23 protein-coding genes are annotated in these 22136 nt (G+C 38.5%); 10 read left to right on the top strand and 13 right to left on the bottom strand.

Going from position 1 to position 22136, the window contains the following annotated elements; genetic code table 11:
• Positions 1-36: 36 nt before the first annotated feature.
• The 7 genes from AC6CH1_RS01880 to pdhA form a co-directional block, all read right to left on the bottom strand.
• A complete protein-coding gene (locus tag AC6CH1_RS01880) occupies positions 37-726 on the bottom strand; it encodes an LrgB family protein (protein ID WP_498316200.1) in 690 nt (229 codons plus the stop codon).
• On the bottom strand, positions 689-1102 hold the full coding sequence (locus AC6CH1_RS01875; RefSeq protein WP_498316199.1) for a CidA/LrgA family protein: 414 nt from the start codon (positions 1100-1102) through the stop codon (positions 689-691). The genes AC6CH1_RS01880 and AC6CH1_RS01875 overlap by 38 nt, the downstream gene beginning before the upstream one ends.
• A 420-nt stretch (positions 1103-1522) precedes the next feature.
• A complete protein-coding gene (locus AC6CH1_RS01870; RefSeq protein ID WP_498316198.1) occupies positions 1523-2107 on the bottom strand; it encodes a hypothetical protein in 585 nt (194 codons plus the stop codon).
• 301 nt (positions 2108-2408) lie between these two features.
• Positions 2409-3821 carry a dihydrolipoyl dehydrogenase gene (gene lpdA, locus AC6CH1_RS01865; RefSeq protein WP_251689582.1) on the bottom strand — a complete coding sequence of 471 codons (1413 nt, stop codon included), beginning with the start codon at positions 3819-3821 and terminating at the stop codon, positions 2409-2411.
• A gap of 4 nt (positions 3822-3825) precedes the next feature.
• Positions 3826-5199 (bottom strand): dihydrolipoamide acetyltransferase family protein, encoded by a 1374-nt coding sequence (locus AC6CH1_RS01860; protein ID WP_498316197.1) that lies wholly within the window; start codon positions 5197-5199, stop codon positions 3826-3828.
• 18 nt (positions 5200-5217) lie between these two features.
• Positions 5218-6195 carry an alpha-ketoacid dehydrogenase subunit beta gene (locus AC6CH1_RS01855; protein ID WP_251689586.1) on the bottom strand — a complete coding sequence of 326 codons (978 nt, stop codon included), beginning with the start codon at positions 6193-6195 and terminating at the stop codon, positions 5218-5220.
• A gap of 3 nt (positions 6196-6198) precedes the next feature.
• Complete coding sequence (gene pdhA, locus AC6CH1_RS01850) at positions 6199-7314, bottom strand: pyruvate dehydrogenase (acetyl-transferring) E1 component subunit alpha (RefSeq protein WP_079524913.1); 1116 nt, start codon at positions 7312-7314, stop codon at positions 6199-6201.
• Positions 7315-7697: 383 nt separating this feature from the next.
• Between pdhA and def the strand changes: the two genes are divergently transcribed.
• The gene (gene def, locus AC6CH1_RS01845; RefSeq protein WP_498316196.1) at positions 7698-8255 is read left to right on the top strand and encodes a peptide deformylase; all 558 of its coding nucleotides are present in this window, start codon (positions 7698-7700) and stop codon (positions 8253-8255) included.
• A gap of 329 nt (positions 8256-8584) precedes the next feature.
• On the opposite strand, the gene AC6CH1_RS01840 is transcribed toward def, so the two are convergent.
• On the bottom strand, positions 8585-9355 hold the full coding sequence (locus tag AC6CH1_RS01840) for a Cof-type HAD-IIB family hydrolase (RefSeq protein WP_251689590.1): 771 nt from the start codon (positions 9353-9355) through the stop codon (positions 8585-8587).
• Between the two features lie 340 nt (positions 9356-9695).
• On the opposite strand from AC6CH1_RS01840, the gene AC6CH1_RS01835 reads away from it, so the two are divergent.
• Together AC6CH1_RS01835 and rnjA are read left to right on the top strand one after the other, a co-directional pair.
• Complete coding sequence (locus tag AC6CH1_RS01835) at positions 9696-9905, top strand: DNA-dependent RNA polymerase subunit epsilon (protein ID WP_008403475.1); 210 nt, start codon at positions 9696-9698, stop codon at positions 9903-9905.
• Between the two features lie 5 nt (positions 9906-9910).
• Complete coding sequence (rnjA, locus tag AC6CH1_RS01830) at positions 9911-11578, top strand: ribonuclease J1 (RefSeq protein ID WP_008403476.1); 1668 nt, start codon at positions 9911-9913, stop codon at positions 11576-11578.
• A 101-nt stretch (positions 11579-11679) separates the two neighbouring features.
• Here the strand turns inward: rnjA and AC6CH1_RS01825 are convergent, their stop codons facing one another.
• A complete protein-coding gene (locus AC6CH1_RS01825) occupies positions 11680-12342 on the bottom strand; it encodes a potassium channel family protein (RefSeq protein ID WP_251689592.1) in 663 nt (220 codons plus the stop codon).
• Between the two features lie 60 nt (positions 12343-12402).
• A complete protein-coding gene (locus AC6CH1_RS01820; RefSeq protein ID WP_251689594.1) occupies positions 12403-12831 on the bottom strand; it encodes a redoxin domain-containing protein in 429 nt (142 codons plus the stop codon).
• A gap of 224 nt (positions 12832-13055) precedes the next feature.
• Here AC6CH1_RS01820 and AC6CH1_RS01815 point away from each other — a divergent pair, with 224 nt between their 5' ends.
• From AC6CH1_RS01815 to AC6CH1_RS01795, 5 genes are read left to right on the top strand one after another with little or no spacing between them, the layout of a single operon-like run.
• Entirely contained in the window at positions 13056-13598 is a 543-nt protein-coding gene (locus tag AC6CH1_RS01815) for a helix-turn-helix domain-containing protein (protein ID WP_427711107.1), read from the top strand.
• Positions 13599-13614: 16 nt separating this feature from the next.
• Positions 13615-14715: an ABC transporter ATP-binding protein gene (locus tag AC6CH1_RS01810; protein ID WP_427711109.1), complete on the top strand. Its 1101-nt coding sequence runs from the start codon at positions 13615-13617 to the stop codon at positions 14713-14715.
• A complete protein-coding gene (locus AC6CH1_RS01805; RefSeq protein ID WP_498316195.1) occupies positions 14708-15511 on the top strand; it encodes an ABC transporter permease in 804 nt (267 codons plus the stop codon). The genes AC6CH1_RS01810 and AC6CH1_RS01805 overlap by 8 nt, the downstream gene beginning before the upstream one ends.
• The gene (locus tag AC6CH1_RS01800) at positions 15511-16311 is read left to right on the top strand and encodes an ABC transporter permease (RefSeq protein ID WP_251689601.1); all 801 of its coding nucleotides are present in this window, start codon (positions 15511-15513) and stop codon (positions 16309-16311) included. Before AC6CH1_RS01805 ends, AC6CH1_RS01800 begins: the two co-directional genes overlap by 1 nt.
• The gene (locus tag AC6CH1_RS01795; protein WP_498316194.1) at positions 16308-17384 is read left to right on the top strand and encodes an ABC transporter substrate-binding protein; all 1077 of its coding nucleotides are present in this window, start codon (positions 16308-16310) and stop codon (positions 17382-17384) included. Before AC6CH1_RS01800 ends, AC6CH1_RS01795 begins: the two co-directional genes overlap by 4 nt.
• A 36-nt stretch (positions 17385-17420) precedes the next feature.
• Here AC6CH1_RS01795 and AC6CH1_RS01790 read toward each other — a convergent pair whose 3' ends face one another.
• Both AC6CH1_RS01790 and AC6CH1_RS01785 read right to left on the bottom strand, forming a co-directional pair.
• Entirely contained in the window at positions 17421-17882 is a 462-nt protein-coding gene (locus AC6CH1_RS01790) for an 8-oxo-dGTP diphosphatase (protein ID WP_498316193.1), read from the bottom strand.
• A gap of 14 nt (positions 17883-17896) precedes the next feature.
• On the bottom strand, positions 17897-18457 hold the full coding sequence (locus tag AC6CH1_RS01785) for a TetR/AcrR family transcriptional regulator (RefSeq protein WP_498316192.1): 561 nt from the start codon (positions 18455-18457) through the stop codon (positions 17897-17899).
• A 142-nt stretch (positions 18458-18599) separates the two neighbouring features.
• Here AC6CH1_RS01785 and AC6CH1_RS01780 point away from each other — a divergent pair, with 142 nt between their 5' ends.
• On the top strand, positions 18600-19523 hold the full coding sequence (locus AC6CH1_RS01780; RefSeq protein WP_498316191.1) for a DsbA family protein: 924 nt from the start codon (positions 18600-18602) through the stop codon (positions 19521-19523).
• Between the two features lie 247 nt (positions 19524-19770).
• On the top strand, positions 19771-20958 hold the full coding sequence (locus tag AC6CH1_RS01775; protein WP_498316190.1) for an MFS transporter: 1188 nt from the start codon (positions 19771-19773) through the stop codon (positions 20956-20958).
• A 49-nt stretch (positions 20959-21007) separates the two neighbouring features.
• Here the strand turns inward: AC6CH1_RS01775 and AC6CH1_RS01770 are convergent, their stop codons facing one another.
• Positions 21008-22129: an N-acetyldiaminopimelate deacetylase gene (locus AC6CH1_RS01770; protein WP_498316189.1), complete on the bottom strand. Its 1122-nt coding sequence runs from the start codon at positions 22127-22129 to the stop codon at positions 21008-21010.
• Positions 22130-22136 lie beyond the last annotated feature (7 nt).

Below are 22136 nucleotides of genomic sequence, written 5' to 3'. Positions count from 1 at the left end.
TATTTCTGACAGACAGCTAAATGCTGTCTGTCTTTTTTAAAATAAATAAATCGATATAAGCGGAATAATAAAGGCCCCTACAACCGCACTAAGCCCCATAGATAGTGAGCCAATCGATAAATCTTCTTCACTATACTCCTTTAATTTTGTCAATCCGACACCATGCGAGGCACTTCCCATAGCGACTCCTCGACTGATCGCCGTATCAATTTTAAATAATTTAAAAAGTACCGGACCTAATATGGCACCAGTAAACCCTGCCACCATTACCATTACAGCAGTCAGCGGCGGTATCCCGCCAACAATATCACTTACTTGCATTGCAATAGGTGTTGTTAATGATTTCGGTAATGAAGTGAGGATAAAATCTTTGCTTGACCCGAAAAGTAAAAGTAATGCTACAACGCTAATTAGACCCGCGAGCATTGCGACAATGATGCTCGTAATAATCGAGTATTTGTATTTAAATATAAGTTCCCGCTGGTTGTATAAAGGAAATGCCAACGCTACGACTGCAGGACCGAGCATTTTGGATATCCATTGACCTCCTTCCATGTATGTTTCATAGGGAATATTAAAAACTAGTAAAATAATGACTGTAATACAAGTCGCCGTTAAAATAGGCAATAATAATGGGTGGCCAACCTTCAAGTACAGCCTGTTCAGTAATATAAAAAGAAGAACAGTGCTACTTATGATGAATAGAATTAGCAGTAGATGCAGCAATACTCTCTTCCTCCCTCATTTTGCGTTCCTTTCTTTCTATCAATTTACTTATTTTCCCCGTAACGACAAGCGCAAAAATTGTACTGATAATAACAGCTAAAACAAAAAGCCCTCCTGATAGCGTGAGCAGTTCCGGATAATTAATGACTGCCACTGTTGAAGGAATAAAAAACAATGTTAAAAATGTTAGCATAAAACTGGCACCGTTTTGTATGTATTTCACATTTAAAATTTTAAAGTAAAGAGCAAGCCATAATATAACTAACCCGATAATACTTCCAGGTATAATAATACCGGTAACCGAAACGATAAATTCTCCAATGAGATAAAACAAAATGATAATACCAATTTGAGCAATAGTACGAATAATCTCCACCAGCTAAACCCCTTTACACAGTTTTACCCACATCTGCATTATCAGGTAGTAACTCTCCAGCCTCTAAACGGAAATAGGTCGAAAAGGATAGGTGAGAGATCAACTACCCGTAAAAGCCCGATTGGTTCTTGCCAACACGATGTGGGTCACACAAGCGTTGTCACAGGAAGTGACGGTTTTAACTTGTGTTCCTTCTAATCATAGGGATGCCCCACTGATAGAAGTTTTACTTTATTGTACGTCCATTAGAAATTTCTGTCTATTTTATTTTCCTACTATAATTTGGTTCATTACTTTGTATTTAAGAAAACATGAAAAGCTACCTTGTTTAAATGTATACAAGATAGCCTCAGTCAGTTATATTCATTTAAAATGTACTTAATCATCAAACTACTCCTAATAATTGAAAGGTCGTTATCATTAATTTTTCATTTTAGCTTTTTGTTTTAGCTGTACATCCATTAGTGATCCTAAAACACTTCTTAAAGCAAAAATCAGTTCATGTGCCGTTGCATTTTCATCAATAGCCTCTTTTGCAAATTGCATTGTCTGATTTATTTGATCGACAGATTGATCTGTCATTTCATTGAATGGAAATTGGTTTATATTGAATAGAATAGCCTGCAATGTCCCCCGTAAAACGGATTCGGCATTTTGGATCGAATTTTCCCTGTTAATATATTTATATGGATAATGTGATTCCATTATTAAATGGCTTGATTGAAGTTTCCCTGCCGCTGTAATCAGCCCGTCATAAGCTTGCGCTATATCAGTAGACCTAATATTGATAGCATCGAATATAGCGTGCCGTAACAACTCATAAGAGTCTATTGTAAAATCTTCATTTTGCACTTCAAGCAGTTTCCTTACTAATATATCTAGTGCAATTGTTGCAAAACGATCTGTCTGGCACTCATGCTTTTCTTCTTTTAACTCCAGTAATAATACAACTGTCGATGATATCCATTCACTTTGCAGTTTCTTTTTTTCACTTGAATAATTCATATCGTGACAACTCCCTTAATCAATGAAATCCTACAAGCAGTCCATCCCCAATAATTAGAGCTTATTTCACAATTGTGCCGAATTTCATTTAGTTTGTTTGCTCTACTTTTTTATTTTTCAAATGAATCTTTTAGTTATATATAACCATTTTTTACAATTTAAAAACATCCCTTATAATGGAGGGGAAACTTTTCTCTTCCATTATAATGCAATTTTTCTTTTTCATGAGTTGTCCCTTAGTTATTCATAACCACAAAAAAACACTGCCCATTTTAAATGGACAGTGTAAATTTTAATTTAATTATTTAGTTACAATATGGATTGGATTGCCTAGTAAAACTTCAGCAGCTTCCATTGTAATTTCACCTAAAGTTGGGTGTGCGTGGATAGTTAATGCGATATCTTCTGCAGTCATACCGCCTTCAATAGCAGTTGCCATTTCTGCGATCATATCAGAAGCACCAACACCAACGATTTGAGCACCAACTAATAAGCCGTCTTCTTTACGCGCTACTAGTTTCACGAAACCTTCCGTTTCGTTTAATGCTAAAGCACGACCGTTTGCAGCGAATGGGAATTTAGCAGCTTTCACTTCTAAACCTTCCGCTTTTGCTTGCTCTTCAGAGTAGCCTACAGTTGCCATTTCTGGATCTGTGAAGCATACTGCTGGAATTGCTAAGTAATCAACTTCTGATGGTTCACCAGCGATTGCTTCTGCAGCAACTTTACCTTCATAAGAAGCTTTGTGAGCAAGTTGTGGACCTGCAACGATATCACCGATTGCATAGATGTTCGATACTGAAGTACGACTTTGTTTGTCTACTTCCAATAATCCGCGTTCTGCGAATTTAATACCTACTTCTTCTAAGCCCATTTCATCCGTATTCGGACGACGACCAACAGTTACTAATACGTAATCTGCTTCAACAGTTTTTTCTTCGCCACCCGCTTCATAAGTAACAACTACGCCATTTTCGTTTTCTTCTACGCCTTTAGCAGATGCGTTTACTACAACTTCAACGCCCTTTTTCTTAAGACCTTTTTTAACGATTTGCGTCATTTGTTTTTCGAAACCAGCTAAAATATCTTTACCACCTTCGATAATTGTTACTTGAGAACCTAAGTTAGCATAAGCTGAACCAAGCTCTGTACCAATGTAACCGCCACCGATAACTACTAATTTACCTGGTACTTCAGGGAAAGACAATGCACCAGTTGAGCTTACTACACGTTTTGTAAACTTAAATGTTGGGATTTCGATTGGACGAGATCCTGTTGCTAAAATAGCATTTTTAAATGTATAAGTTTGAGCATTGTCGCCGTCGATAACACGTACAGTGTTTGCATCCACGAAGTATGCTTCACCTTTTACGATGTCTACTTTGTTTCCTTTTAATAAGCCTTCAACGCCGCCTACTAATTTTTTAACAACGCCGTCTTTAAATGCTTGTGCTTTAGACCAGTCTAATTTCACTTCAGATGCTGTAACACCCATATCATCTGAATGTTGGGCATTTTCAAAGCGGTGACCTACAGAAATTAAAGCTTTTGAAGGGATACAACCTACATTTAAACATACCCCGCCTAATGCTCCACGTTCAACGATTGTTACTTTTTGACCTGTTTGTGCTGCACGAATTGCTGCTACATAACCACCAGGGCCAGAACCTACTACAAGAGTATCTAGTTCGATTGGAAAATCTCCTACTACCATTTTTTTACGCCTCCATTAATAATAGTTGCGGCTCACTTAATAAACGTTTTAAATGATTTAAAGCGTTTTGTGCAGTCGCTCCATCGATCATTCGATGATCAAAGCTCAATGATAATGCTAACACATGTGCTGCTACAATTTCACCATTTTTTATTACTGGTTTTTCTGAAATACGGCCAATTCCTAAGATTGCCACTTCAGGATGGTTAATTACTGGTGTGAACCATTGTCCACCAGCTGAACCGATATTTGTAATCGACATTGACGCACCTTTCATTTCATGCGTTGCTAACTTACCATCACGTGCTTTTACAGCCAATTCATTAATTTCCTGTGATAAGCTAAATACAGACTTACGATCAGCATGCTTAATTACTGGAACTAATAAACCTTTTTCTGTATCAGCCGCAATACCAATATTATAATAATGTTTTTGAATAATTTCTTGTGTCGCATCATCCAGCGAACGGTTGAAATCAGGATATTTACGTAAAGTCGAGATTAAAGCCTTCACAACGTACGGTAAATACGTTAATTTAACACCTTGTTCTGCTGCAATATCTTTGAATTGTTTGCGGTGTGCAACAAGTTCTGTTACGTCCACTTCATCCATTAACGTTACGTGCGGAGCCGTATGTTTAGAATGAACCATCGCTTTGGCGATCGCTTTGCGGATACCGCTCATTTTTTCGCGTGTTTCAGGGAACTCGCCTTCAAGTGCGACAGGAGCAGCTTGTTTTGTTTCTGCTTGTGGCTGTTGTGTCTCTTTTACTTCTTCTGTTTCAGAAGCCGACTGTTGACCTCCGTTTAGGAAGCTCTCAATATCTTCTTTTAACACACGGCCGTTTTTGCCTGTGCCTGAAACTTGCTGAATCTCGACACCTTTTTCACGAGCATACTTACGAACAGAAGGCATTGCGATAATGCGTTTGCCTGAAGTTTCTGTTTCAGATGGCGATGCAGCTTTTTCTGTTTCAGCAGGAGCTTCCGGCTGAGCAACGTCTGCACTTTTATGTGATTTAGTTTCTTCTTTTTTCACATTTTGGCCAGCCTCAGCAGTAGACTGTACTTGTGCTTCTGTTTTGTTTGATTCATTCGATTCGTGGTGGTCATCACCTTTTAGTTTTAAATCTTCATAGCCTGGTGCATCAAAGCGGATTAAGGCATCCCCGACAATCGCAACCGTTCCTTCTTCTACATAGATTTCTTCTACTGTACCATCAACTGGTGACGGAATTTCAACGACTGCTTTATCATTTTGAACTTCTGCTAAAATATCGTCTTCTTTTACTTGATCGCCAGGTTTAACGAACCACTTGACGATTTCACCTTCATGAATACCTTCTCCGATATCTGGTAAACGAAACGTAAATGCCATTTATCTCACCCTCAATTCTTAGAATGTTAAGACTTTCTTTGCAGTTTCCATTACATCTTTATACGTAGGTAACCATACACCTTCCGCTTGCGGGAATGAATAGATTGTATCTGGTGCAGCAACACGTAATACTGGCGCTTCCAATGATAGAATCGCACGTTCTGTAATTTCTGCGACTACATTTGCCGCAATACCTGCTTGCTTTTGCGCTTCCTGAACAACAATTGCGCGGCCTGTTTTTTCAACAGACGCAATAATTGTTTCGATATCTAACGGCTGAATTGTACGTAAATCGATTACTTCTACTGAGTATCCTTCTTTTTCCAATTCTTCTGCCGCTTTTAGACTTTCGTGAACCATTAAGCCGTAAGCTATGATAGAAAGGTCTTTTCCTTCACGCTTTACATCTGCTTTACCCAATTCAATTGTATATGACTCTTCCGGAACTTCTTCACGGAATGAACGGTATAGTTTTAAATGCTCTAAGAAAATAACCGGATTATCATCACGAATCGAAGCAATCATTAAACCTTTTGCATCATATGGTGTTGAGGGAATAACAACTTTTAATCCTGGTGATTGAGCCATCAACCCTTCTAAAGAATCCGAGTGCATTTCAGGCGTATGAACACCACCGCCAAATGGAGAGCGGATTGTTACTGGTGCATTATACGTACCACCTGAACGGTATCTCATACGAGCCAATTGCCCGCTGATAGAATCCATTACTTCGAATACGAAGCCGAAAAATTGAATTTCAGGTACTGGACGATATCCAGTTAACGCTAAACCAATTGCTAAACCACCGATTCCTGATTCTGCAAGTGGCGTATCAAATACACGATCAACGCCGAATTCTTTTTGAAGACCTTCAGTTGCACGGAATACCCCGCCGTTTACACCAACGTCTTCACCGAATACTAAAACGTTCTCGTCATTTTTTAATTCGCAACGTAATGCATCTGTAATTGCTTGAATCATTGTCATTTGTGCCATGGCTTATTTCGACTCCTTCTCTTTATAAATCGCATACTGTTCTTTTAAGTTCGCCGGCATTTCTCCAGCGTACATATTTTCCATTAATTCAGTAACTTTTTGTTTTGGTGCTTGGTCTGCTTGTTTAATAGCATCTTTAATCTCTTCTTTAGCACGCTCAATTACTGCTTCTTCTTTTTGTTCATCCCATAAACCTTTACCTTCAAGGAATGTGCGGAAGCGTACTAATGGATCTTTCGCAGCCCATTCGTTGTCGATATCCGTTGTACGGTAACGTGTCGGGTCATCCCCCGCCATCGTATGTGGCCCATAACGGTAACACATTGTTTCGATTAATGTTGGTCCTTCACCACGAACTGCACGGTCACGCGCATCCTTTGTCGCTGCATATACTGCTAATGGGTCCATTCCGTCTACTAATACACATGGAATACCTGCCGCTACACCTTTTTGTGCAATTGTTTTAGCAGATGTCTGTAATTCACGCGGTGTTGAAATTGCATATTGGTTGTTTTGTACGATGAAGATCGCCGGTGATTTGAATGCACCTGCAAAGTTAATTCCTTCGTAGAAATCACCTTGTGATGAACCACCATCACCTGTATAAGTAATCGCAACTGTTTTTGAACCACGTTTTTGTAAACCAAGTGCTACACCAGCAGTTTGGATATATTGTGCACCGATAATAATTTGTGGTGCCAATACATTAACGCCTTCCGGTACTTGGTTACCAATGAAGTGACCGCGGCTGAATAAAAATGCCTTCCATAACGGTAAACCGTGCATAACGATTTGTGGAACATCACGATAGCCCGGCAAAATCCAGTCTTCTTTTTCCAAAGCATAATGTGATGCAAGTTGTGAAGCTTCCTGACCCGCAGTCGGTGCATAGAAACCAAGACGTCCTTGACGGTTTAACGATATCGAACGTTGATCTAAAATACGTACGTAAACCATACGTTCCATCAATTCAACTAATTGCTCGTCCGTTAAATCCGGCATTGCCGCTTCATTTACTATTTCACCCTGCTCGTTTAGAATTTGGAACATCTCAAACTTACTTTCAATTTCCTGTAACGTTCCAGCTGGGTCCAATTGATTCTTCATTTTTTCTGCCATTGTTTACATCCCCTTTGAACTGTATTAAAAAAAATTCATTTTTTACTAGTACAACGTTTCTATAACCCGAGTATAAAGAATAAAATTCTATCGGTCAATCATTGTTTATCATCTTAATTAAAGATTTTTCCTCACATCTAACGAAACTGATACAGTTACATTACCTGTATTACACCGGAATCACCTCTGTACTATAATAGAAAAAACATCCAATAAATTTTATTATTTAATTTATAACACCGCACGATTTATTCATTCCCTTATAATGAATTGTTAAATCTGAAATTATGATAAATTTCTTTTGGAAAAGGTTTTTTCTTACTTCGATTCCGGAGAGTCGTGTATACTTACACATATAAGTTTGAACTGAAAGGAAGTTTCACATGATTTTAATGGAACATATTATCCGTGAAGGACACCCTACTTTACGTACCCGCGCGGAGGAAGTTACTTTTCCGTTATCTGCAGAAGATCGACAACTCGCAGATGATATGCTGCAATATTTAATTAATAGCCAAAATCCTGAAATTGCTGAAAAATATAATTTACGCGGTGGCATCGGCTTAGCTGCAAACCAGGTAAACAGTTTAAAACGTATGTTTGCACTGCATTTGGAAGATGAAAAAGGCGAACAGATCAGTTTTGTCGCAGTTAACCCTAAAATTGTAAGCCATTCTGTTGAACAGACTTATATAACAAGTGGCGAAGGCTGCTTATCTGTAGACCGTGCCGTGCCTGGCTATGTTTATCGCTATGCACGTATCACTGTGAAGTTTATGACAGTAGACGGAGAAGAAAAGAAAATGCGTTTATCAGGACTTCCTGCAATCGCGTTCCAGCACGAACTTGATCATTTAAACGGAGTCATGTTTTACGATCGAATCGATGAAAAAGACCCGTTTGTCCAATTAGAAAACAGCATTCCATTTGGAAGAGACTAACTTCTGCGGAACCCATTTTCGTTATTAGCGAAATTGGGTTCTTTTTTTGATCAGTTACTATAGAAGAAAGTCATTTTAGCTTTTGAATGTTCTAATAAAATCGTAAATGTTCTAATATCCTTTTAAATGTTCTAATAAAAATGAGATTTTCTAATATAACTGTCCATTCTAAAATGGCCGTGCGATGTTCTAAAACCCTTGCCATTCCTTCTAATATCGACATCCAATTTTCTAATAAACATTAACATTGTTCAAATAAAGCAAATTCCCATTTGACAAACAAAAAACGCTGTGAAAAATATATTTTCACAACGCTTTTCCTAACCTAACTATATCAACTTCAACTTCTTCATCGCGTCAGCCAAGCCGTCATTGTCCACATGCCCCGTAATCATTGAAGCCACTTCCTTTGCCCGTTCATGACCATTTTCCATCGCAACACTATAGCCAAATTCCGAAAGCATTTCAATATCGTTTAATCCATCGCCAAATGTAATAACATCCTCTACCGGAAAATTAATATGTTCCAGCAATTTTCGAATGCCATTTGCCTTTGAACCACCATCTGGCAGCACATCACAAGAGAAAGGATGCCAGCGGATAAATTGCACTTGCGGGAATTGATGCTCATAAATAGGCTGATCTTTTTCTTCTATAAATACAAGTGTTTGATAAACCGGTGTATGCAAATAGTATTGAGGATCAATTTGCGGATACGGATATTGAAGTGTTGCTAAACTGCTTTCCACACTTTCATAGTCGCTTTCGCTAGCGATCATTTCCTTTTCATTCAGGAAAACTAACGGATGGTTTCGCTGTGCGCCAAATTCCAGAATTTCTGTTAAAGTTTCGTTGGCGATTTGATCTGTATAAACGACTTCACCTTGATAAACGACATATTGCCCGTTAAATGTCACATATGTATCGATTTTAAGCTCTTCCAGTATATCTTTTATCATAAATGGAGCACGTCCTGTTGCAATCGCAATTTCATGACCGTTTTCGCGCGCCTTGAATATCGCTTCCTTCGCTGAAGCAGGTAAGTTTTTATCTGAATTGTATAGAGTACCGTCTACATCAAAAAATAATATTTTCTTCAATTTATAACGCTCCTTTATTTTTGTAGGCCCTTTACAAAAATCTGAATATTTAGTATAATGAGTTTGAGGAGTGATGACCTATGTTAAAACGTCTCAAAAAGAAATGGCGAAAACGATTAAATGGCATCCTCGGAAAAAAATTAATTGCCTAACACTTCATTTAGAGTGGTACGCCCGATTACAGGACGTGCCATTTTTTTTATTCGTGGCCACTTTACTGTTCACGAAATTTGAAGGGCTTTTCTTTATTTTAAAGGAGTCCCGTGATAATATAAAGGAAATGCATTTTTCTACAAGTTAGAAGTGCAGTAATAATGTTCGTACTTAAAGGAGAGTAACTATGATTTACAAAGTCTATTATCAAGAAAACATTTCTGAGATTCCAGTTCGCGAAAACACAAAAACACTTTATTTAGAGGCGTCATCTGAACGTGAAGTACGTCACTATTTAAAAGACCGTAACTACAATATCGAACTTGTTCAACTTCTAGAAGGCAACTATTTAGAATATGAACAAAATAGCCCGAATTTCCGTCTGGAGAACGCTTAATTGTTATGAAATTCGTTAAGAATGATCAAGCGGCTGTATTCGCACTCGGCGGACTGGGCGAAATCGGCAAAAACACATATGCAGTACAATTCCAAGATGAAATCATACTAATAGATGCAGGTATTAAATTCCCTGAAGACGATTTGCTTGGCATTGACTATGTAATTCCAGACTATACGTATTTAGTTCGAAACGTAGACAAAATCAAAGGCTTATTTATAACACATGGTCACGAAGATCATATCGGTGGTATTCCTTATTTATTACGTCAAGTTAATATTCCTGTATACGGCGGAAAACTTGCACTAGGTCTACTTCGCAACAAATTAGAAGAGCATGGCTTATTACGTACAACAAAACTGATTGAATTTAAAGAGAATGATGTCATTAAATTCCGTAAAACAGCTGTTAGCTTCTTCCGTACAACACATAGTATTCCAGATGCATATGGTATTGTCATCAAGACACCACCGGGTAATATTGTGCATACTGGTGACTTTAAGTTTGACTTTACTCCAGTAGGCGAGCCTGCTAACTTGACGAAAATGGCAGAAATCGGCCGTGATGGCGTCCTTTGTTTACTATCGGATAGTACAAATGCCGAAAAGCCTGATTTTACAATGTCTGAACGTACAGTCGGGAAAAGCATTGACGAAATTTTCCGTAAAGTTGACGGACGTATTATTTTTGCAACATTCGCTTCGAATATCCACCGTTTACAACAGGCAACTGACGCAGCTGTGAAATATGGTCGTAAAGTTGCTGTGTTCGGTCGTTCAATGGATAATGCGATTACAATCGGCCGTGAATTAGGCTATATTACAGCACCTAAAGAAACATTTGTTGATATACAAAGCTTAAACCGTTTACCTGCAAATGAAGTGATGATTTTATGTACCGGTTCTCAAGGTGAACCAATGGCTGCATTATCACGTATTGCTAACGGTACACACCGTCAGATTCAAATCCAGCCTGGTGATACAGTTGTATTCTCATCTTCTCCGGTTCCTGGTAACACGATGAGCGTAAACAAAATCATCAACTTATTATTCCGCGCTGGTGCTGAAGTTATCCATGGCGCATTAAATAATATCCATACTTCAGGTCACGGTTCTCAACAAGAACAAAAGCTTATGCTTCGTTTAATGAAACCGAAATTCTTTATGCCGATTCATGGTGAATATCGCATGTTGAAAATTCATACTGAATTAGCTGAAGCTTGTGAAGTTCCATTGGAAAACTCATTCGTTATGGAAAATGGTGATGTTCTTGCATTAAGTGCAAATGAAGCACATGTGGCAGGACGCATTCCTTCAGGCGATGTGTATATCGATGGTAATGGAATTGGGGATATCGGCAATATCGTATTACGCGATCGACGAATTCTTTCAGAAGAAGGTTTAGTCATCGTAGTCGTAAGTGTCGATATGGCTAAAAACAAAATTGTTTCTGGTCCGGATATTATTTCTCGCGGATTTGTGTATATGCGTGAATCAGGCATGATGATCAATGAAGCACAAAAAATGCTGAACCATCATTTAAACAGCACGATTCAGGAAAAAGATACACAATGGAATGATTTGAAAAATGAAATTACCGATGTATTAGGCCCATATTTATATGAAAAAACGAAACGTCGTCCAATGATTTTACCGATCATTATGGAAGTATAAAACGGGACTAGTCCTCAATATAAAAAATCCATCATTTTGCTTTCGCAAGATGATGGATTTTTAGTTATATCCAAATTTATTATCGTCAACAACGGTCTAACTTACTTCTGAATAACCTTCTTCACAAATCGGTTAATATCGACATCCGCACCGATAATGAGCAGGACATCCCCTACTTGAATGCGTTCGGTTGCATTTGGGGAAATCATGATTTCATCACCGCGTGTAATGCCGACGATGTTCAAACCGTATTTTGCCCGTACATCCAGCTCGATTAACGATTGGCCGGCGATGCTTTCATTTGCTTTAATTTCCATGATTGAATGTTCACCTGAAATCTCCAAGTAATCAAGAACACTGTTTGACATCATGTTATTAGCGATTCGGATACCCATATCACGTTCAGGATGCACAACAAAATCCGCACCGATTTTCAGCAATACTTTTTCATGGTAGTCGTTTTGCGCCTTTACTGTAATTTGCGGAACGCCGAGCTCTTTCAAAATAAGCGTCGTTAAAATACTCGATTGGATATCTTCTCCAATCGCTACAATAACATGTTCGAAATTCCATAAACCTAGTGATTTGATCGTTTCCTCTTCTGTCGTATCCGCTACTACAGCCTGTGTTGCAATACGGGCATATTCATCGACACGTTCACTATCTGTATCGATTGCCATTACATTGGCTCCCTGTTTAACGAGTTCACGTACGATACTTCCCCCAAAACGTCCCAGCCCTATTACTACGAATTCTTTTTTCATACTATTCTCCTCCGAACATCCAGTTGCAACTAGTTTAACGTATCAAAACAGCTGTTGTCATTAAATTATACGTTCTATTTTCTGTTGCAGTAATTTTAATGCAAAATAGCCCGCCTTAAAAAAGCGTAATTGCTGCTGTTGATCAAATATATAGTAAGCAGGTACGAATTTGTTTCCAAACCTGTCGCTTATTTTTAGTTCATTATCAAGGTAAACAGGGTATATTAATTCCAATTGCTTTATTTTCTCTTTTACAAGGGCTTCCGAATAATCCGACTCTTCTCTTGGCATATGAATCGCATGAACCGCTAACCGATCCCCAAATATCCGCTCCAATTCCTTCAAGTTTTTGATGGAATGGGCACATTCCGAACAGCTCATTGACCAGAAATAAACCAATGTTGCTTTAGCATTTTCTTCGTAAGTATTCTCCCGATTTAATATTTTCGTCGCGCCACTTAGCGATGGCATTATTGTTCGAATTCTCATTTATATTCACCTCGTTGTAACATATGTAATGACGGATTTTTCGGTACCATTCAAATGCCCCAATACGTATATCAATATATTTGGACAATACCCTTGAAAATACATATTTATTAGGTATAATTATTATTGCTTTCGTAAACTTAAAGTAATGTAAAAGTAAACTTCCTTACTCAAGGTTTATAAACAGTAAACTATTGAGCGAAAAATATAAGGGGTGTGACTATATGCAAATTGGTTCAAAAATTAAAGCCCTTCGTATAAAAAAAGGGCTTACCCAGGAAGAGCTTGGGGAACGTACTGATTTAACGAAAGGTTATATTTCGCAATTGGAGCGAGACTTAAATTCCCCTTCCATTGAAACATTGTTTAACTTACTGGAAGTTCTCGGGTGTACACCGCGAGACTTTTTTGATGATACGCAAGAAAATGAAAAAATTGTTTTCACAAAAGATGATCAAACATGCTTTATTGATCAGGATAAAAAATATGAAATCGAGTGGCTTATTCCTACTTCAAATGAAAAGGAAATGGAGCCTGTTTTCATTACATTGCAAAAAGATGCAGAATTTAAAGCATTTGAGCCGTCACTGGCAGAGACGTTCATCTATGTTCAAAACGGACGGATTCGAGTCGTTTTGGGCAATGATGAATACATAGCAAGTGAAGGTGATGCCGTATATTACGAAGCATCTTCCAACCATCAAATTTTCAATGCGCACAGTGGCATAACAAAATTGCTCCTTGTCGCGACACAATCATATTTATAAATTAGGAGGATGCAAAATGGATAACACAATTATTCGCTTTGAAAATGTCACAAAATCATATGATGACGGAACAGTAGTATTAAAAAATATTAACTTTGAATTGGAACGAGGTAAGTTCTATACATTACTCGGACCATCCGGATGCGGGAAAACAACGATTTTACGTATTATTGCCGGGTTTACCGATGCATCTACGGGTGATGTTTTCTTCAACGGAAAACGGATTAACGATGTGCCTGCAAATGAACGCCAAGTAAACACAGTATTTCAGGATTACGCGCTCTTCCCCCACTTGAATGTTTTTGAAAATGTAGCATTTGGCTTAAGAATCAAAAAAGTAAAAGAAGCTGAAGTGAAAGAACGTGTACAGGAAGCATTGAAGTTCGTTAACTTGGCAGGCTACGGCAGCCGGGAAATTTCGGAAATGTCTGGTGGTCAGCGTCAGCGTGTTGCGATTGCCCGTGCGATTGTCAATGATCCGGATGTAATTTTACTCGATGAGCCTTTATCTGCACTTGATTTAAAATTACGTACAGAAATGCAGTATGAGCTTCGCGAACTGCAGCAGCGTCTTGGCAAAACATTTATATTTGTTACGCATGATCAGGAAGAAGCGCTTGCGATGAGTGATGAAATATTTGTTCTTTCTCAAGGTGAAATTAAACAATCCGGTACACCTGTTGATATTTATGATGAGCCAATCAACCGTTTTGTTGCAGACTTTATCGGTGAATCCAATATTGTGGACGGCATCATGATTGAAGATTACCGTGTGAAATTTGCCGGAAAAGAGTTTGAATGTGTCGATGCCGGGATGAAGAAGAACGAAAAAATCGATATCGTTATTCGTCCGGAAGACCTGGAAATTACTACACCCGAAAATGGCAAGCTAATCGTAACAGTAGATACACAGCTGTTCCGCGGCGTGCACTACGAATTATCGACATATGATAAAGACGGCAATGAATGGCTTGTTCATTCATTGAAAAAAGCGGAAGTTGGAGCGGAAATCGGATTGGACTTTGATCCGGAAGCAATCCACGTAATGCGTTTAAACGAAACGGAAGAAGATTTTGATAAACGTCTGGAAGCGTATGGGGATGAAGAACATGAATAAAGCAGCTAAAGGACCTTTAATCCCCTACGTATTTTGGATAATTTTATTCGTTATCGCACCAATTGCGTTAATCGTCTATTATTCTGTTCTTGATTTGAACGGGAACTTTACATTGGCCAACTATGCGAAGTTCTTTACACCGGTTTATTTGAAAATGACATTGAGCAGTTTCTGGTATGCGTTTTTAATTACATTATTCACATTATTATTTGCCTACCCTACTGCCTACTTACTGACAAAAACGAAGCATAAACAGCTATGGCTTATGCTGATCATTATCCCTTCTTGGATTAACCTGCTGTTAAAAACATACGCATTTATCGGCATTTTCGGTTTATACGGTCCGATCAATGCACTGATCGAAGTATTTGGTTTTGATCCAAAGCAAATTTTATTTACAGACTTTAGTTTCGTATTTGTATCGGTCTATATTTTCATTCCGTTTATGATTATTCCGATTTTCAACTCATTAGACAAAATGAATTCTTCACTTATTTATGCTTCACGTGACTTAGGGGCAAATGCATGGACAACTTTCCGCCGTGTCATTTTCCCGCTGACAATCGACGGCGTAAAATCAGGTATTCAAGTAACGTTCATTCCGGCATTATCACTGTTCATGATTACACGTTTAATCGCCGGCAACCAGGTCATTACTTTAGGTACGGCGATCGAGCAGCAATTCCTCGTTTCCCAAAACTGGGGTATGGGTTCGACAATTGCCGTGTTCTTAATTTTATTCATGGTGCTTACAATGCTGTTTACTAGACAAAAATCTAAAGGAGGACGTGTCTGATGAAAAAGTTGTCCGCTATGTCGAAAGTATATTTACTTTTCGTATTCGCGATCCTTTACGCACCAATATTTTATTTAATTTTCTACTCCTTTAACAGTGGCGGCAACATGAATAACTTCGAGTCATTCACCCTTGAGCACTATGCGGCTGTATTTGAAGATTCAAGATTAATTATCATTTTGCTGAACACAGTACTCGTTGCCCTTTTATCAGGTTTAATCGCAACGATTATCGGAACGCTAGGGGCAATCGGTATTGTTTCATTGAAAGACAAAAAGATGCGCAATACATTGCTTTCGTTAAATAATGTATTAATTGTTTCACCTGATGTTGTAATCGGTGCAAGCTTCTTAATTTTATTTACGATGATCGGTGTAAAACTAGGGTTCGCTTCAGTACTTGTATCGCATGTAGCGTTCAGTGTACCGATCGTTGTTCTTATGGTTTTACCGAAATTGTTTGAAATGAATACTTCCCTAATCGATGCTGCACGAGACTTAGGTGCTACTAAACGCGATGTATTGACACGTGTTATTTTACCTTATATTTCACCAGGGATATTCGCCGGTTTCTTCATGGCATTGACGTATTCACTAGATGACTTTGCAGTTACATTTTTCGTAACAGGAAATGGCTTCAGCACATTATCTGTTGAAATTTACTCAATGGCCCGTGCCGGTATTTCATTAACAATCAATGCTATTTCAGGATTAGTATTTGCTGTAACGGTATTAATCGTTATCGGATACTACTTTATTAACAAACGTTCAAAATCAGTAGCAACGGGGGGACAACGATGAGAGAATTAATTCAAGCAACGGCTGCCATTGTCATTGTATGTGCCCTGCTGTTTTTTACAGTTGACCGTATGCAATCAGCTGGTTCTGCAGGAAGTAAAGATACTTTAACGGTTTATAACTGGGGGGAATATATCGACCCGGAATTAATCGATAAGTTTGAAGACGAAACTGGAATTAAGGTAACATATGAAACATTTGATTCAAATGAAGCGATGTTGACGAAAGTACAGCAAGGCGGTTCTGCCTATGATATTGCGGTCCCTTCTGAATATACAATCGAATCGATGAAGGAAGATGACCTGCTCATTCCGATTGATCACGGTTTAGTGCCCAATCTGAAAAATATTAATGCAGACTTTATGGATCTGCCGTTCGATCCGGGCAATGAATACTCCATTCCTTATTTCTGGGGAACAGTTGGGGTTGTCTATAACCCGAATTTAATCGAAGACCATTTAACATTCGAAACTTGGGAAGACTTATGGGATCCTTCATTAAAACGAAAAGTATTTCTGGTTGATGGTTCACGTGAAGTAGTCGGAATGGGACTGAACTCAATCGGCGAATCGCTTAATGTGAAAGATGAAGATTTATTGCGTGAAGCGACAGATCACTTAATTGACCTTTCGCCAAATATTAAGGCAATTATCGGTGATGAAATTACACCGCTTATGATAAATAATGAAGCATCTGTAGCATTAACATTCTCCGGTCAGGCCGCAGATATGATGTGGGAAAATGAAGAATTGGAGTTTGCCGTACCGCAAGAAGGCTCCAACTTATGGTTTGATAATATGGTCATTCCAAAAACTTCACAAAATATTGAAGGTGCCCATAAATTTATTAACTTTATGCTTGATCCTGAAAATGCTGCGCAAAACGCGGACTATGTCGGCTATTCAACACCGAATGAAGCAGCATGGGAACTCATGGACGAGGAAGTTATTAACGACGAACGTTTCTATCCGTCACATGACCAGCGTGAAACATTGGAAGTTTATGAAAACCTTGGCCTTGAATGGTTAGGTAAATATAACGAATACTTCCTTGAATTTAAGATGAGTTTGAGATAGAACAAAAGCGTGACCAAAATTTTTGGTCACGCTTTTTTATAGCTTATGTATGATTCGCTTATCGAGTTGATTGTTTCGTTCATCCCACATTGTATGAATTTCAAATGTCCCTGGCTCAAAGAATAAATCGAAGCGCACTTGAATGTCTTCCTGCATCGGGTAATTCCTGGCTTCGCTTATTTTTACCCACTCCAGCTCCCCTTCATTGCAGGAGCCTAAAACTTCGCCTGTAAAATGATCCGTCCAATAGTTATAAATAATAAAATGATCGTGCAGTTCCGGATTTGTATAATGGGAGATTCCTTTAAATACTAAAGACTGTACATCCAGTCCTGTCTCTTCTTTTACTTCCCGGATTGCCCCTTCAGCAAAGCCTTCAGGAAAGTCCACTTTACCACCTGGTGGAATATAGCCTTTGAAATGATCATGCTGGCGATTGAGCAATAACACACGATCCTCTTTTTGTATCATTACAACAGTCCAAAATTTATAATTCATCTATACCTCCCCTTTCAAATGCCGCTAATTCCAGACATGATATATGGTATTACTGATTTAATATAGGTTTCCGGTTCAACTTTTTCACCGCTTCTTTTCCACTCCACAGAAGCTCCGTATATCCCCCAGCTCAACATGAGTGCTGTAAGCTTTAATGCTTGCATATCTTCATTGGCACGCTGTTTAAGGAGCATTTGATAGAAAATAATTTCAAGCTGTTCCCTGATAATTCGAGCAATCGTATCTTCATACCCCCGATGGCAGCGTGTAGATAGTGACATTTGGAAATCTGTAATAGCCTTGAAAATGCTGCATACCACTTCTTCATTTAGTTCACTGCTTTTGTACGTCTCACAGTCTAAATTAACTAATAATACTTCCGATAATGATTTATCCAAAAGATCGTAAATATCTTCAAAATGATAATAGAAAGTTGCACGGTTAATCATCGCCTCAGCTGTAATATCCTTCACCGTTATATCCTTAAATTCCTTCTGACTTGAAAGTTCTATAAAAGCATCCATTATTAGTTTACGTGTACGACGTATTCTAGGATCTACTTTTACTTCCTTCATTATTATCCCTCCTATTTTTTATACAGATTTTCGAATGTGTTGAATATACAACATATCGCCCGAACTATCGGTACTCAATGTATTTAACATATTTTACAATTCAATTATAGAACAAAGATATCACTTAAGGGAGGAATTGACATTGAAAAATAATAATATGGTTTGTGATTTAGTAACTGGGGTTTGTGGTGTGGCTGAGGAAAATGAATTGGAACTAATTGATTTTAACAAACAGGAAAAATCAGTGGACCTTTATTATGTTACAGATCCTATTTGTTCGCATTGCTGGGCAATTGAACCTGTAATTGGACGTTTTTTAAAACAGTATGGAAAGCATTTCAACTTCCATGCAGTAATGGGTGGCTTGCTGGAAAAATGGCATGACGGACCTATTGATCCTGCAAACGGAATATATAAGCCAGCTGACGTAGCAGGACATTGGCGGGAAGTAGGTCAGTATTCAAGAATGCCGATTGATGGTTCTTTAATGGTGGATAATCCTGTTCAATCATCTTATCCTCCATCTCATGTTTTCAAAGTACTCCAAAAGTATTATAGCGAAAATATTGCATCCGAATATTTACGTCGTGCAAGAGAAGCCCTTTTTGTTTTTAACGAGAATATTTCTGAACGATCTGTTTTAGTGGAACTTGTCAATCAGCTAGGACTTGATGGCGAATCAATTGTAAGTGAAGCAGAGCAACCAATCGGACAACAATTATTAAATGAAGATTTCGACCTTGTGAAAACTCTCGGAGTTAGAGGTTTCCCAACGATCGTCATAGTGAACAAGGAAAATAAAGGTTTCAAAATTGTTGGTGGTCAGCCGTTACAGGCCTATATTGACGGTTTAAAACAAGTTATTGATACCGAGGAACTTCAACCAACAGAACGACCATCCTTACCTACACTTCTAAAAACGGAAAAGTTAATTTTTTCTAAAGAAATTGAAGTGATGTACGATCTGGAAAAATCGGTTGTTCAATCTTTTATTAATCAGCAACTTTCATCAAACGAATACACGTTGCATGAAATTCTCGGTGAATCCTATATCGTAACGAAATAATGTTCATTAAATACTGAATTTTAATGTACCCCTTACACAAAAGTATTATGTGTAAGGGGTATACTTTTTAGCATAAATACCCGATAGTTCATGACTTCTATCAGCTGCATGCAAATAGATCTTAGTAACAATTTCTTTTTTTAGATATGATATGATTAAATGCAATTTTGAAATTATTAGAGTATGATATTTAGTATAAATATATATTTCTAGTATCGAAATACCTAAACAGGAAGGCTGGCATTATATGACAGAGAAATCCAATAAGTTAGCGCTTTATTTATTAATGTTTAATATGTTCATTACAATGGGCGGTATCGGGATTATTGTTCCTGTTATGCCTTCCTATTTACAAGTATTTGGTGTCGGTGGGCAGGTGCTGGGCTTCTTAGTTGCAGGCTTCGCACTCGCACAGTTCTTATTTTCTCCGATTGCAGGAGACTTATCGGACCGTCACGGACGAAAAATGTTTATTATTTGTGGGCTAATTGTCTATGGTTCTGCACAAATATTATTCGGTCTCGCTTCGGAAGTATGGATATTGTTTTTAGCGAGATTTTTAAGCGGAACAGGTGCGGCATTTATTATGGCTCCGATAATGGCATTTGTAGCTGATATTACGACATATGAAGAACGTGGAAAAGGGATGGGCATGATCGGTGCTGCGATGTCTTTAGGCTTTATGGTCGGTCCGGGTATCGGCGGATTTCTAGCTGAAGTCAACCTGACGTTTCCTTTCTATTTAGCGGGGGTTGTAGCATATATTGCAGCCATTTTATCTGCCATTTACTTACCTAATATAAAAAATGTTCGTGAGGTTATCGCACCAAGGGAAAAATTAGCAAGGCAATTGGCCAAGTCCGTGAAGACATCTTATTTTGTCTTTTTAATCATCGTCTTTACATTCAGTTTTGGTATTTCCAATTTCCAAGCAACTTTAACACTTTATTTAGACCATAAATTCGGTTATTCTCCATCAGAAATCGCCATAATTTTAACAGTCGGAGGGTTTGCGGGTGTAGTGCTGCAAATGTTTGTCGTGAACAAATTGTTTAAACGCTTCGGGGAAATGAAGGTTATTTTAGTCAACTTATTGTTGGCGGCCGCAATGATGCTGCTCGTTATTTACATTAGTGGCTTCTTCATCATTTTAGTTGTCGCTACACTGTTCTCGATTGCCACAACATTTATACGTCCTGCAGTAAATACACTCATTTCTAAGCTTGCTGGTAATGAACAAGGCTTTGCTGCCGGTATGAACAATGCTTATATGAGTCTTGGCAATATGTTCGGTCCAGCGCTTGCCGGTGTCCTGTTCGATTGGAACCCGAATTCGCCATACATTTTAGGTACCTTTGTGCTTGTCGGCTGTTTCACGCTTGCCTATTTATGGACAGTCAAAAAAGCGCCTCATTTAATGAGAGCTGCTTCTTAAAAATCAAAAAGGGCTATCCAAAATTAAATTGGATAGCCCTTTTTATATGTTAAACAAGCTGGCGGATAAATTGTTCGACGAAGCGGCAATTTAGAGGAATGAGCGATTCGTCCGGTGCCATTTTAGCATGGTGGAGTCCGTAGTTTGAATCGGCTCCTGTCCAGAACATCGCACCTGGCAAATCCTTGATGAAATAACCGAAGTCTTCACCTGTCATTGCAGCAGGACATTCATAAGCGGTTGTCCCTTCAAACTGTTCGGCAAACTCCAGCAAGGCATTGGCACAGTTTGCATCATTGTTTACTTCATAATACATTGAGCCGTAATCAATAGCGATAGCGCATTCAAATGCGGCTTCAATTCCTTTGCATATTGCTTCAATACGACGTTTCACTTCTGCCATTGCCTGTGCATTCAATGTTCGAATTGTTCCTTCAAGACGCGCATTTTCTGCAATGACATTCTGAACTGTACCAGAAGTCATTTTCCCGATCGTAATGACTGCACTATCCATTGGATTGACATTCCTGCTAATAATTGTTTGCAGCTGCATCACTAAATTGGCTGCCGAAATGGTCATATCCCTTGTTTTATGCGGATAGGCTGCATGGCCGCCAATCCCTTTCAAATCAATAAACAGCTCGGAAGTATTGGCAAACAGAAGCCCTGGTCTCGTTGCAATCGTACCTACCGGATATTCCGGAGCGATATGTAAAGCATAGATTTCATCTGCAACAAGATGAGGCTGTTCTGCTTTTAGCCATTCCAGCATCGGTTCTGCCCCGCCTGGACCTTCCTCAGCAGGCTGGAAATATACAACGACATTTTGAACAGGCGGCTGTTTTGAAAACGCCTCGACAAGTCCAAGCGCAATAGACATATGACAATCATGACCGCAAGCATGCATAAATCCGGCATACTCCGACTCAAACGGGAGTCCCGTTTCTTCTTGTACAGGAAGTGCATCTATATCTGTACGCCAACCAATCAGCTTTGACGGGTTTGTTCCTTGGATAAATACAACAATTCCTGTTTTCCACGTTGTTATTTGCAAATGCTGCTGATCTAGGTTTGAAATAAATTGGAGTAAATAGCTCTGTGTTTTAAATTCATTAAAGCCTACTTCAGGAATTTTATGTAGGTCTCGTCTTACTTCAATAAGATGCCTCATGTCGTTC

It is taken from the genome of Solibacillus sp. GQ1 (genome assembly GCF_059758555.1).
Note: the sequence above shows the minus strand (reverse complement) of the source record. Positions and strands in the feature narration are given on the sequence as shown.

What these genes read in the sequence shown, in the direction of transcription:
- AC6CH1_RS01870 (WP_498316198.1), bottom strand. Translation starts at nt 2,107, where the DNA reads ATGAATTATTCAAGTGAAAAAAAGAAACTGCAAAGTGAATGGATATCA.
- lpdA (WP_251689582.1), bottom strand. Translation starts at nt 3,821, where the DNA reads ATGGTAGTAGGAGATTTTCCAATCGAACTAGATACTCTTGTAGTAGGT.
- AC6CH1_RS01860 (WP_498316197.1), bottom strand. Translation starts at nt 5,199, where the DNA reads ATGGCATTTACGTTTCGTTTACCAGATATCGGAGAAGGTATTCATGAA.
- AC6CH1_RS01855 (WP_251689586.1), bottom strand. Translation starts at nt 6,195, where the DNA reads ATGGCACAAATGACAATGATTCAAGCAATTACAGATGCATTACGTTGC.
- pdhA (WP_079524913.1), bottom strand. Translation starts at nt 7,314, where the DNA reads ATGGCAGAAAAAATGAAGAATCAATTGGACCCAGCTGGAACGTTACAG.
- def (WP_498316196.1), top strand. Translation starts at nt 7,698, where the DNA reads ATGATTTTAATGGAACATATTATCCGTGAAGGACACCCTACTTTACGT.
- AC6CH1_RS01835 (WP_008403475.1), top strand. Translation starts at nt 9,696, where the DNA reads ATGATTTACAAAGTCTATTATCAAGAAAACATTTCTGAGATTCCAGTT.
- rnjA (WP_008403476.1), top strand. Translation starts at nt 9,911, where the DNA reads ATGAAATTCGTTAAGAATGATCAAGCGGCTGTATTCGCACTCGGCGGA.
- AC6CH1_RS01825 (WP_251689592.1), bottom strand. Translation starts at nt 12,342, where the DNA reads ATGAAAAAAGAATTCGTAGTAATAGGGCTGGGACGTTTTGGGGGAAGT.
- AC6CH1_RS01820 (WP_251689594.1), bottom strand. Translation starts at nt 12,831, where the DNA reads ATGAGAATTCGAACAATAATGCCATCGCTAAGTGGCGCGACGAAAATA.
- AC6CH1_RS01815 (WP_427711107.1), top strand. Translation starts at nt 13,056, where the DNA reads ATGCAAATTGGTTCAAAAATTAAAGCCCTTCGTATAAAAAAAGGGCTT.
- AC6CH1_RS01810 (WP_427711109.1), top strand. Translation starts at nt 13,615, where the DNA reads ATGGATAACACAATTATTCGCTTTGAAAATGTCACAAAATCATATGAT.
- AC6CH1_RS01805 (WP_498316195.1), top strand. Translation starts at nt 14,708, where the DNA reads ATGAATAAAGCAGCTAAAGGACCTTTAATCCCCTACGTATTTTGGATA.
- AC6CH1_RS01800 (WP_251689601.1), top strand. Translation starts at nt 15,511, where the DNA reads ATGAAAAAGTTGTCCGCTATGTCGAAAGTATATTTACTTTTCGTATTC.
- AC6CH1_RS01795 (WP_498316194.1), top strand. Translation starts at nt 16,308, where the DNA reads ATGAGAGAATTAATTCAAGCAACGGCTGCCATTGTCATTGTATGTGCC.
- AC6CH1_RS01790 (WP_498316193.1), bottom strand. Translation starts at nt 17,882, where the DNA reads ATGAATTATAAATTTTGGACTGTTGTAATGATACAAAAAGAGGATCGT.
- AC6CH1_RS01785 (WP_498316192.1), bottom strand. Translation starts at nt 18,457, where the DNA reads ATGAAGGAAGTAAAAGTAGATCCTAGAATACGTCGTACACGTAAACTA.
- AC6CH1_RS01775 (WP_498316190.1), top strand. Translation starts at nt 19,771, where the DNA reads ATGACAGAGAAATCCAATAAGTTAGCGCTTTATTTATTAATGTTTAAT.
- AC6CH1_RS01770 (WP_498316189.1), bottom strand. Translation starts at nt 22,129, where the DNA reads ATGAGGCATCTTATTGAAGTAAGACGAGACCTACATAAAATTCCTGAA.